The sequence below is a fragment of the Streptomyces sp. Ru72 genome, from assembly GCF_002920635.1.
Taxonomy (GTDB): Bacteria; Actinomycetota; Actinomycetes; order Streptomycetales; family Streptomycetaceae; genus Streptomyces.
The window spans coordinates 76,338-86,646 of record NZ_PQSR01000024.1 but is presented as its reverse complement, the minus strand read 5'-3'; the positions used below and the strand labels follow the sequence as shown (position 1 = coordinate 86,646).

Annotated in this window: 11 protein-coding genes and 3 pseudogenes; 6 read left to right on the top strand and 8 right to left on the bottom strand. The window is 70.1% G+C overall.

Annotated features, from left to right (window positions below):
- On the top strand, positions 1-209 hold a 209-nt coding region (locus C3488_RS14670; protein WP_181139019.1), incomplete at its 5' end, for a transcriptional regulator.
- Positions 210-466: 257 nt separating this feature from the next.
- Here C3488_RS14670 and C3488_RS14665 read toward each other — a convergent pair.
- Positions 467-889 (bottom strand): hypothetical protein, encoded by a 423-nt coding sequence (locus C3488_RS14665; protein ID WP_103839840.1) that lies wholly within the window; start codon positions 887-889, stop codon positions 467-469.
- Between the two features lie 303 nt (positions 890-1,192).
- On the opposite strand from C3488_RS14665, the pseudogene C3488_RS41560 reads away from it, so the two are divergent.
- Positions 1,193-1,371, top strand: a pseudogene (locus tag C3488_RS41560) (site-specific integrase); the annotation flags it as partial.
- Positions 1,372-1,410: 39 nt separating this feature from the next.
- Positions 1,411-1,680: pseudogene (locus C3488_RS14655) on the top strand (ribosomal protein L7/L12); the annotation flags it as partial.
- Between the two features lie 614 nt (positions 1,681-2,294).
- Here C3488_RS14655 and C3488_RS14650 read toward each other — a convergent pair.
- A complete protein-coding gene (locus C3488_RS14650; protein ID WP_103839838.1) occupies positions 2,295-2,882 on the bottom strand; it encodes a TetR/AcrR family transcriptional regulator in 588 nt (195 codons plus the stop codon).
- Between the two features lie 106 nt (positions 2,883-2,988).
- Here C3488_RS14650 and C3488_RS14645 point away from each other — a divergent pair, with 106 nt between their 5' ends.
- Positions 2,989-3,804, top strand: a complete 816-nt coding sequence (locus tag C3488_RS14645) for an oxidoreductase (protein ID WP_103839837.1) — start codon at positions 2,989-2,991, stop codon at positions 3,802-3,804.
- Positions 3,805-3,852: 48 nt separating this feature from the next.
- Positions 3,853-4,035, top strand: a pseudogene (locus C3488_RS14640) (SDR family NAD(P)-dependent oxidoreductase); the annotation flags it as partial.
- A gap of 105 nt (positions 4,036-4,140) precedes the next feature.
- Here C3488_RS14640 and C3488_RS14635 read toward each other — a convergent pair.
- Complete coding sequence (locus C3488_RS14635) at positions 4,141-4,902, bottom strand: phosphoglyceromutase (protein ID WP_103839836.1); 762 nt, start codon at positions 4,900-4,902, stop codon at positions 4,141-4,143.
- Between the two features lie 196 nt (positions 4,903-5,098).
- Here C3488_RS14635 and C3488_RS14630 point away from each other — a divergent pair, with 196 nt between their 5' ends.
- The gene (locus tag C3488_RS14630; protein WP_103839835.1) at positions 5,099-6,355 is read left to right on the top strand and encodes an MFS transporter; all 1,257 of its coding nucleotides are present in this window, start codon (positions 5,099-5,101) and stop codon (positions 6,353-6,355) included.
- A 183-nt stretch (positions 6,356-6,538) separates the two neighbouring features.
- Here C3488_RS14630 and C3488_RS14625 read toward each other — a convergent pair whose 3' ends face one another.
- From C3488_RS14625 to phoU, 5 genes are all read right to left on the bottom strand, one after another.
- On the bottom strand, positions 6,539-7,039 hold the full coding sequence (locus tag C3488_RS14625) for a YbjN domain-containing protein (RefSeq protein WP_103839834.1): 501 nt from the start codon (positions 7,037-7,039) through the stop codon (positions 6,539-6,541).
- Positions 7,040-7,131: 92 nt separating this feature from the next.
- Positions 7,132-8,472, bottom strand: coding sequence for a D-inositol-3-phosphate glycosyltransferase (gene mshA, locus C3488_RS14620; RefSeq protein ID WP_181139018.1), 1,341 nt, complete (start codon positions 8,470-8,472; stop codon positions 7,132-7,134).
- A 207-nt stretch (positions 8,473-8,679) separates the two neighbouring features.
- Entirely contained in the window at positions 8,680-8,928 is a 249-nt protein-coding gene (locus C3488_RS14615) for an SCO4226 family nickel-binding protein (RefSeq protein ID WP_103839832.1), read from the bottom strand.
- 190 nt (positions 8,929-9,118) lie between these two features.
- Positions 9,119-9,271, bottom strand: a complete 153-nt coding sequence (locus C3488_RS40505; protein ID WP_181139017.1) for a hypothetical protein — start codon at positions 9,269-9,271, stop codon at positions 9,119-9,121.
- Between the two features lie 132 nt (positions 9,272-9,403).
- Positions 9,404-10,093 (bottom strand): phosphate signaling complex protein PhoU, encoded by a 690-nt coding sequence (gene phoU, locus C3488_RS14610; protein WP_103839831.1) that lies wholly within the window; start codon positions 10,091-10,093, stop codon positions 9,404-9,406.
- Between the last annotated feature and the right edge of the window lie 216 nt (positions 10,094-10,309).

Sequence of the window (10,309 nt, the reverse complement as noted above, 5' to 3'; positions counted from 1 at the left end):
CCGACGGAAACCTCTCCCGGCACCTGAAGGTGCTGGAGGAGTCGGGAATGATCACCGTGGAGAAGGGCTACGCCGGGCGGCGCCCCCGAACCTGGATCGCCCTCACCCGCCAAGGTGCGCAGGCCCTGGACGCCGAACTCCATGCCCTACGTGCCCTCGTGCTACGTCTGGAAGACCCTCGTCCGGTGCCCGGTCGCCCTGACACCTGATCACCGCCGAGCACCTGATGGCCCAGAGGCGGCCCGGCCTGGGCCGACTGACGCCTTGCACGGCTCCTACTTGTTCAGGACGAAGCCGTCGCTCCGTCAAGGTGCGTCGCGCGCCCCGCCACGCCCACGCCGACGTGTGTCAGCACCCACCAGGGCGGTTGAGGTCTGTGCACGTCAGAGGCTTGGTGTGCGTTGGTCTGAGGGACCACTGCGCGGCACGATTCTCTTGATCCAGTCCCCGCTCACTACCCGGGGGCTCAACCAAACAGCTCCAGTCCGTTCCAGCTGCGTGCGCCACCCGTCGCCCACTCATCCAGTAGTTGCCGGGCCTCGGTCTCAGGGGCGGCAAGCCAGACAGTCTGTGAACCGCCGTGTGTCGGCACGCTGGCCTCATCCCAGTCGACCCGGCCCTCGCTGCAGCATGCGCACAGCATGTGGAAGCTGCTCGCCGGCTCGGCGCCGAAGTCCTGCGCGAAGAACGAAGCCACCAGGGCGTCGACGTCGGATGCGTCCGCTGCGTTCACGGTCGCATGCAGCGTCGGCAGCGAAGAGGCCTCGAAGAGCAGCAATTCGTCGAAGACGGCGACGCTCTGGCCGTTGTACGTCCGCGCGCCAGTCGGCTCCCCATCGTGCACGACGATATCGCCGAAGCGACGGCCTTTCGTGGCAGGAACGTTCATCACGCGTCCTCGCGTCGGGCAGAGCCGCTGGATCCAGACCACCCTTCACGGAGGTTGCACCTTATCGCGGCCGTGGCCTCGCAAGCATGGATCCGATACCGCTCTGAGCTGCCGTTTCTGGCAGGAACCCACGACTTGCCCCAGCTCCCGTCCCGGTGCCGGCCGATCCCCCGCCGGAGGCATTGTCGTGACCGCGGGCCGCTCTACGCGGTGATCGACTCATGGCTTCCGGCCCTGTCCACACGTGGGCGCGCGTCGGCGCAGCGCGCGCGGAGCGGACCGAAGACAGGAGCGCAGCCGGGTGCCTTGGTGCTCCTGGACGCCGGGGAGAACATCAAGGCTCTCGCCAAGTACCAGGGCCACTCGGACCCGGGTCGACTCTCCACGTGTACGCGCATCTCATGCCGTCGTGCCAGGAGCGCACCCGCAAGGCTGTGGCCGCTGTCTTCGCCGCTACCAAAACGATGCGACATGACGGTTGAGGGCTCGTAGGCTCCGAACCGGGGGAGGCGGGGAGAGCGATGTCAGACGAGTACTTCTTGCTGGTGTGCGACGACGTGCCTCATGACGTGGTGCTCACCGACCCTGGTGACCGCGTGACGGACGTCGTCCAGGTCGTGCGTCGGCTGACGGGGCTGAGCCTCTGGCGTGGCAAGGTCCTGGCGACGCGGGTTCCCGCCGTCATTCTCGCCGGCGTGCCCCAGGAAGATGCGGCGGCAGCCGTCTCGGCCCTCCGCGATGTGGGAGCCCGGGCAGAGGCGAGAGAACAGCCGGAGCCGGACCTCCTGAAGCACTGGGCACGGCCCGGTCAAGCGGCTGACGGCCCAGAGACGGCCCAGGGCGAGAGAAAAGCCCCCTCCCAGCGGAGAAACCGCAGGTAGGGGCCTACTCGTGGGCGCTTACTTCTTCTTGCCCTGGGTTTCGACCGCCCCGTTTTTGGGGCTGGTCAGGGGGCGGATACCCCAACTGACCTGCGGCTGGGCGGTTGTCGTTGGTCGTTGTCTGTCGTTGCTTGTTGACCTCGGAGGCTCCAGACAGGTTCCAGGTCCTGGCGCGGTCGCGATCTACGGCGGATGAGGCAATCCGCCTTCCCGACCGCTCGGGTATCTGTCTGAGCGGCCCGGTAAGCCTCGTACTGAGTCCAGGCACGTTCGAGCGCCTCGACAGCCGCGTCGATGGCGCCGCGCTCTTCGAGGTAGTCAAGCCGGCCCTGCCTTCCCTTGCGTGAGGGCCAGTCGGGGTCAGGAAGAAGGACCGCCCTTCGGCCGGGGCGTTCTTCGGTCGCCCACTCGCCATGGGAGCTCCCGCACGCGGGCGGCTACTGGGTAGTGGGGCGCGGCACCAGCAGCGCCTGTGCGCCGCCTTCCGTGGGGCAGCCAGGCTCGTCCACGAGGCGAAGAGGGGGCTACCGCACAGGTGAGGCGTCGAGCAGCGCGAGGGCGTTGTGGACGCCCTGGTCGAGGACGTCGTCGGCGAGCTTGGGGTCGGCCAGGGCGCGGGAGAGTTGCAGGGTCCCGACCATCATGGCGAAGACGCTGAGCGCCTGCGCGCGTGCCGAGGGCGGGTTGTCGGGTGCCAGACGGGCTGCGATGTCGTCGATAACGGCCAGCATGCCCCCGGTGAACGCCTGCTTGGTCGCGTCCGTGCAGCGTCCGATCTCGTCGAGTAGGGCGGCGGTGGGGCAGCCGTTCTCGGGGTCGTCGCGGTGTCCGGGGGACAGGTACGCGCGGACGAACTGTTCGAGCCCGGCGCGGCCATGCGCCAGCGTTTCAAGGCTGGCGTTCTGCAAGCCCAACTGGTCGGCGACGGCGTTCGCGACGAGGTCCTCCTTGGAGGCGAAGTGGGCGTAGAAGGCGCCGTTGGTCAGGCCCGCGTCCGCCATGAGCGTTGAGATCCCGGAACCGTCGATGCCGTCCTTCTTGAACCGGCGGCCGGCCGCGTCGATGATCCGCTGCCGCGTCGCCTGCTTGTGGTCTTTCGTGTAGCGCGCCACGCACTCCTCCTCGTCGCTCCGGCCGGGAGGCCGCTTGCCGCCTGTCGACTCCCATCCTAGAGTAATTGCATTACGGTCATAATCCAATCGCTGAGGAGGCCCCAACATGACCACAAACCGGCCGGTAGCACTCGTGACCGGAGCATCGTCAGGCATCGGCAAGGCGGCCGCGCTCGCGCTCGTCGACGCAGGATTCGAGGTCGTCGGAACGAGCCGCCGAGCCTCCGGGGATGCCCGCCGCGACGGCGTGACGTTCCTCGACCTCGACGTGGCCAGCGACACCTCGGTCGCCCGCGCGGTCGACCGCGTGATCGAGAAGTTCGGGCGGATCGACGTCCTGGTCAACAACGCCGGCATCGGCTCCGCCGGCGCCGGCGAGGAACGCTCCCTTGCCCAGGACCAGCAGCTGTTCGACATCAACGTCTTCGGCCTGATCCGCATGACCAAGGCCGTCCTGCCGCACATGCGCGCCCAAGGCCGCGGCCGGATCATCAACATCTCGTCCGTCCTCGGGTTCGTCCCCGCGCCGTACATGGCCGCCTACGCCGCGTCCAAGCACGCGGTCGAGGGCTACTCCGAGTCCATGGACCACGAGGTCCGCCAGCACGGCGTCCGCGTACTGCTCGTCGAGCCCGCCGTGACCAGGACCGCGTTCGAGGCCAACTCCCCGAAACCCGCCACGCCTCTGCCGGTCTACGAGCAGCAGCGGCAGGTCTTCGAGCGCGTGATGGGCGCGGCGATGAAGGACGGCGACGATCCCGCCACCGTCGCCAAGGCGATCGTCGCTGCGGCGACCGACCCGAAGCCGAGGCTGCGCTACCCCGCCGGGCCGACCGCCGGACGCGTCAGCGCCCTGCGCCGCCTCGTCCCCTCCCGGGCCTTCGACCGGCAGATCCGCAAGCTCAACCAGCTGCCTACCTGACCGACACCCCCATCCTCCCAACGCCACAACCTGCACCAGGAGCCTTCCGTGGACCTGTGCACCAGCACCGCCCTCGTCACCGGAGCCAACCGGGGCCTTGGCCGCGCCCTCGCCGCCGAACTGCTCAGCCGCGGAGCTACCGTCTACGCCGCAGCACGCAACCCCGACCAGGCCGAGCTGCCCGGTGCCAAGCCGATCGCGCTCGACATCACCGACCCAGCCTCCGTCGCACTCAGGCCACAAGATCACGAGGGCTGAGGTTCCAGCGAGGTTCCAGGGCGCGAAAATGCCTCCCACTCGCGCTATATGCGCAGGTGGGAGGCATGATCACAAACCCTACTTCTTCTTGCCCTGGTTCTTGACCGCCTCGATCGCCGCCGCGGCCGCCTCCGGGTCGAGGTACGTGCCGCCGGGGGTGATCGGCTTGAAGTCGGCGTCCAGCTCGTAGGAGAGCGGGATGCCCGTCGGGATGTTCAGGCCGGCGATGTCGGCGTCGGAGATGCCGTCCAGGTGCTTGACCAGGGCGCGCAGGCTGTTGCCGTGGGCCGCGATCAGGACCGTGCGGCCCGCCAGGAGGTCGGGGACGATGCCGTCGTACCAGTACGGGAGCATGCGGAAGACGACGTCCTTGAGGCACTCCGTCCTCGGACGCAGCTCCGGCGGGATCGTCGCGTAGCGCGGGTCGTCGGCCTGGGAGAACTCCGAGTCGTCCTCGATCGGGGGCGGCGGCACGTCGTAGGAGCGGCGCCAGAGCATGAACTGCTCCTCGCCGAACTCCTGAAGCGTCTGCGCCTTGTCCTTGCCCTGGAGGGCGCCGTAGTGGCGCTCGTTCAGGCGCCAGGTGCGGTGGACCGGGATCCAGTGGCGGTCGGCGGCCTCCAGTGCCAGCTGCGCGGTACGGATCGCGCGCTTCTGGAGGGACGTGTGGACCACGTCGGGCAGCAGGCCGGCGTCCTTGAGCAGCTCACCGCCGCGGACCGCCTCCTTCTCGCCCTTCTCGTTCAGGTTGACGTCCACCCAGCCGGTGAACAGGTTCTTCGCGTTCCACTCGCTCTCGCCGTGGCGGAGGAGGATCAGCTTGTACGGTGCGTCGGCCATGCCTCAGAGCGTAATCCACGCATTCGCCCCTTCGTACGGCCCGCCCGGCAGGCGGACAGCCGGCCGGCGAGCGGCACCCGCGCCATACGACAGTTGACGGCATCTGTTAATCGAGTGGCCCCTCCGCGCCGCGCGTCTGTAAGTTGTGATCACCGTTCGAGCCGCTTACACGTACCTATGTCCGTGGGGGACCCTCATGTCGATCGCCGCCGTCAGACGTGCCGCCCGCGAGACCGTCTCGGGGCTTCCCCGCGAGTTCTGGTGGCTGTGGACGAGCACGCTCGTCAACCGGCTGGGCGCCTTCGTCGCCACCTTCATGGCGCTGTACCTGACACTGGACCGCGGGTACTCCGCCTCCTACGCGGGTCTCGTCGCCTCGCTGCACGGGCTCGGCGGTGTCGTCTCCGCGCTCGGCGCGGGCGTGATGGCCGACCGGCTCGGGCGGCGGCCCACCCTGCTGGTCGCCCAGACGTCGACCGCGGGCTTCGTGGCGCTGCTCGGGTTCGTGCGGGATCCCGTCTCCATCGCCGCCGTCGCCTTCTTCGTCGGCATGGCGAGCAACGCCTCCCGGCCCGCCGTGCAGGCGATGATGGCCGACATCGTGCGCCCCGAGGACCGGGTGCGCGCCTTCTCCCTCAACTACTGGGCGATCAATCTCGGCTTCGCCGTGTCCTCCATGGCGGCGGGTTTCATCGCCGAGTTCAGCTATCTCGCCGGGTTCCTGATCGAGGCGGGGATGACGTTGGTCTGCGCCGTCGTCGTCTTCGCGAAGCTGCCCGAGTCGCGGCCCGCTCCCACCGCCAAGGAGGCCGCGGGGGACGTCGGCCTCGGGACCGTCGTGCGGGACGGCCGTTTCATGAGCGTCGTCGGGCTGTCGTTCCTCGTCGCGCTCGTCTTCCAGCAGGGGTCCGTCGGCCTGCCGGTCGCCATGGGCGAGGCCGGGTTCTCGCCCGCGGACTACGGCATGGCGATCGCCGTCAACGGGGTACTGATCGTGGCGCTGCAGATCCCGGTCACCCGCTTCATCGAGCACCGCGATCCGCGCCGGCTGCTGGTGGTCTCCTCCGTGCTCGCGGGGTACGGCTTCGGGCTGACCGCCTTCGCGGGCTCGGTCGGTGTCTTCGCGCTGACGGTGTGCGTGTGGACACTGGCGGAGATCGTCAACGCGCCCACCCAGACCGGCCTTGTGGTGCGCCTCTCCCCGGTGCACGGACGCGGCCGCTACCAGGGCATGTACACCCTGTCCTGGTCGGTGGCCTCGCTCATCGCGCCGCTGCTGTCCGGCTTCGTCATCGACCGGCTCGGCGCGGAGTGGCTGTGGGGCCTGTGCGCGGCGGTCGGTACGGCGGCCGGGTTCGGCTACGCCGCGCTGATGCGCCGCCTCCCGGGGGAGGAGCCGGCGAAGGGAATGGAGAAGGAGACAGCGGGGGCGGCGGAGGTCGGCGCGGCCTGAGGGGCCCGCCCCACGGCGGCAGCCCCGGCCACGGTTCCCGCCGGCCCCGCCCCGTCACGGCACCCGCTCGGCGCAGCCCTGGCCTCGCCCCCGGTCACAGCACCCACTGGGCCCGCCCCGGTCACAGCCCCGTTGGGTCTCGTACACGTTCCGCGGCCGTATCGGGTCCGTCGTGCTGGAGGGTCAGTCCTCGGGGCCCCGGGTCAGATGACTGAACGCCTCCAGGTTGCGGGTGGACTCCCCGCGGGACACCCGCCAGGCGTACTCCTTCCGGATCGCGGACGCGAAACCCATCTCCAGAAGGGTGTTGAAACTGCCGTCCGCCGCCTCCAGGACCGAGCCGAGCAGTCGGTCCACCTCGTCCGGGGTGACCGCGGCCAGCGGCAGCCGGCCGGTGAGGTAGATGTCGCCGAGCGGGTCGACGGCGTAACTCACCCCGTAGAGCTTGAGGTTGCGCTCCAGCAACCAGCGGTGCACCGCGGGCTCGTTCTCGTCGGGGTGGCGGATCACGAAGGCGTTGAGGGACAGCGAGTGCCGGCCGACGATCAGTGAGACGGTCGTCGACAGCTTGCGCGTCCCGGGGAGCTTCACGACGTACGAGCCCGACTGCGGGCTCTCCCACTCCAGTTCGGCGTCCCTCAAGACCCCTTCGATGACCTGTGCGGCCCGCTGCTCATCGGACATGCCAGGCAGCGTACGCGAGGTGTGGGCCTGTCTTACGGATCAGGTCGGCCGTACGGAACGGTCCTTCGCCGACCTGATCCGAAAGGCAGGCTCTAGCCGTGGTGGGCGCGCGCCCGGCGCCGGTGGGCCTGCATGGCCTCCGTGTACACCCCGGCGGTCGCGGAGGCCGCCGCGTCCCAGCCGAACGACCGGGCGTGCCGGGCCGCGGCCTCGCCCATCCGGGCGCACAGCTGCCGGTCGTCGGCGAAGTCGCGCAGCACGCGCGCGTACGCGGCGGGATCGTGGCCCTCGACCAGGAACCCGGTGTGCCCGTCCCGCACGGCGACGGGCAGCCCTCCGACCGCGGCCGCCAGGACCGGCGTGCCGACGGCCTGCGCCTCGATCGCGACGAGCCCGAAGGACTCGCTGTACGACGGCATCACCAGGACGGACGCGGCGCGGAACCAGTCGGCGAGCTGGTCCTGCCGCACCGGCGGCCGGAAGCGGACGACGTCGGATATGCCCAGCCGGGCGGCGAGCTTCTGCAGCCCCTCCGGCCTGGCGAGCCCGCTGCCGCTGGGGCCTCCCACGACGGGCACGACGATGCGGGAGCGCAGCTCGGGGCGCTCGTCGAGGAGGACGGCGACGGCGCGCAGCAGCACGTCGGGCGCCTTGAGGGGCTGTATGCGCCCGGCGAAGAGCGGGATCAGCGCGTCCTGCGGCAGCCCGAGCCGGGCGCGGGCGGCGGCCCGGCCGTCGGCGGGCCGGAAGCGCTCGAGGTTCACCCCGGGGTGGACGACGGCCACCTTGCCGGGGTCGGCGGCGTAGTGGCGTACGAGTTCGTCGGCCTCTTCGGAGGTGTTGGCGATGAGCCGGTCGGCGGCGGCCACGATCTGCATCTCGCCGATGACGCGGGCGGCGGGTTCGGGGCTGTCGCCCTCGGCGAGGTTGGCGTTCTTGACCTTGGCCATGGTGTGCATGGCGTGGACCAGCGGGACGCCCCAGCGCTGGGCGGCCAGCCAGCCGACGTGGCCGGAGAGCCAGTAGTGGGAGTGCACGAGGTCGTAGTAGCCGGGGCGGTGACCGGCCCACGCCTGCATCACGCCGTGCGTGAAGGCGCACAGCTGGGCCGGGAGGTCCTCCTTGGCCAGCCCCTCGTACGGTCCGGCGTCGACGTGCCGGACGAGCACGCCCGGGGCCAGCTGGACGGTCGGCGGGAGGGCGGCCGTGGTGGCCCGGGTGAAGACCTCGACCTCGATGCCCAGGGCGGCGAGCCGCTGGGCCAGCTCCACGATGTAGACGTTCATGCCGCCGGCGTCCCCCGTGCCGGGCTGGTGCAGCGGTGAGGTGTGCACGGAGAGCATGGCCACACGGCGGGGCCTGCGGTGCGGCAGCCGCAGCCGCGAGGTGGTCGCCGGAGAGCGACGCCCGAGCCTGGTGACGTACTGGCTCACGTGGCGTTCCTCCTTGCTGCGGGCATGCCTGAGCGGACGGCGCGGAACACCCTCCGAGAAGTCGAACACCGCGCGAGTGCGCACCATTTCCGGTGGAGGCGGTTTTACTCAATCATTGCCATGTGTCGGTCAACCGTTCGAGGTGTACGCCTGTTGAGCCGGTGCCCGGCCGACGGCGGCGTCAGGTCGACAGGGGGGTCGGCGGCCTCAGGTCGACAGGGGGACCGGGTGGATCTCGTCCGCCTTGTGGCCTGCGCGTTCGTGGATGCGCTGGACCGCCTCGGCGGAAGGAGCCTCGGACAGGCAGTAGACCGTTCCCGACTCCGGGTCCGCCCATGCGTGCTGGAAGTGCACGCCCTCTTCCTCCTCGATGGCGAGGTCGGCCTGGTGGGCCTCGCTCAGCTGATCGGCCGTGATGCCCTGCATACCGCGGTGGATGTCCATGAACTGGGCCATGGCTTGGTACCTCGTTCCTGGTCCGCCCCCGTCGTTCCTTTCCTTCCCCTCCTTTCCTTCCTTCTCTTTCATGCTGCGCTCGTGGGCTTCCCCACGCATACGAGGGGCCCCGGCAGCGCGCCGGGGCCCCTCGTCGTCGCAGATCCGTGTTCCGTTGTCGAGCTGTCGAGCCGGCGAGCGAGATGCGCCGTCAGCCGCACTGGCAGGGCGCGCCCGACTGGCACCCGCATCCGCAGCCGGAGCCGCAGCCGCAGGCGCCGACCAGCGGCAGGCTTGTGATCTCGGTGGGCTGGTGGGTCTCGCGCTCCTGCGTGGGGTCGGGCGTGCTCGGGGTCTCGGCCATGGGTCCCTCCTCGAAGGATGTCGAGACTGGTGCCTCCGCCCATTGCATGCCCGCTGGGCCGGGCGCATCAACGGCGCACGGGGGCTCGTACACGCCCGGCCGGCCTTCTTCAGGCCCCTTGCGGGCTCCCCGTCACGCGCCCTCGACGCCCGTCACCGGCTGGACATCGGGCTGGATGTCGTCCGCGTGCTCACCGGTCACCAGGTACACCACACGCTTGGCCACCGCGACCGCGTGGTCGGCGTAGCGCTCGTAGTAGCGGCCCAGCAGGGTCACGTCCACGGCGGTCTCGATGCCGTGCCTCCAGCGCTCGTCGATCAGGTGCTGGAAGAGGGTGCGGTGCAGCAGGTCCATCTCGTCGTCGTCCTGCTCGAGCTGCAGCGCCAGGTCGACGTCCTTGGTGATGATCACCTCGGCCGCCTTGGCCATCAGGCGCTGGGCGAGCTGGCCCATCTCCAGGATGGTGGCGTGCAGGTCATGCGGCACGGCGCGCTGGGGGAAGCGCAACCGGGCCAGCTTCGCGACGTGCTGGGCCAGGTCGCCCGAGCGCTCGAGGTCCGCGCTCATCCTGAGCGACGTCACCACGATGCGCAGATCCGTCGCCACCGGCTGCTGGCGGGCCAGGAGGGCTATCGCGCGCGCCTCCAGGTCGTGCTGGAGGTCGTCGACCTTCTGGTCGGCCTCGATCACGGCCTCCGCCAGCTTCAGGTCGGCGTCGAGGATGGCCGTCGTGGCACGCCCGATCGCCGACCCGACCAGCCGGGCCATCTCGACCAGGCTGTCACCGATCGAGTCAAGTTCCTCGTGGTACGCGTCCCGCATCTGGGTGTCCCTCTCTCACGTCTGCTCCGGGGGGCCGGGGCCGGGGGCCGTCGTCACCATGACGAGAACACGGCGGACACGGCGCCCTACGCACCCCACGCTCCCACGTTCCGGCCCGTACGCGACTGTTTCCGCCATCCCAAATGAACCAGTACTGGCTCCCAGGTGAACTCTGGGCGACGAGTGTTCGAGGTCGCACTCCGATGGCTGTGGGCA

Excerpts from the sequence above, each read along its gene's own strand:
- C3488_RS14665 (WP_103839840.1), bottom strand. The coding sequence starts at position 889 with ATGAACGTTCCTGCCACGAAAGGCCGTCGCTTCGGCGATATCGTCGTG.
- C3488_RS14645 (WP_103839837.1), top strand. The coding sequence starts at position 2,989 with ATGACCACAAACCGGCCGGTAGCACTCGTGACCGGAGCATCGTCAGGC.
- C3488_RS14635 (WP_103839836.1), bottom strand. The coding sequence starts at position 4,902 with ATGGCCGACGCACCGTACAAGCTGATCCTCCTCCGCCACGGCGAGAGC.
- C3488_RS14630 (WP_103839835.1), top strand. The coding sequence starts at position 5,099 with ATGTCGATCGCCGCCGTCAGACGTGCCGCCCGCGAGACCGTCTCGGGG.
- C3488_RS14625 (WP_103839834.1), bottom strand. The coding sequence starts at position 7,039 with ATGTCCGATGAGCAGCGGGCCGCACAGGTCATCGAAGGGGTCTTGAGG.
- C3488_RS14615 (WP_103839832.1), bottom strand. The coding sequence starts at position 8,928 with ATGGCCCAGTTCATGGACATCCACCGCGGTATGCAGGGCATCACGGCC.
- C3488_RS40505 (WP_181139017.1), bottom strand. The coding sequence starts at position 9,271 with ATGGCCGAGACCCCGAGCACGCCCGACCCCACGCAGGAGCGCGAGACC.
- phoU (WP_103839831.1), bottom strand. The coding sequence starts at position 10,093 with ATGCGGGACGCGTACCACGAGGAACTTGACTCGATCGGTGACAGCCTG.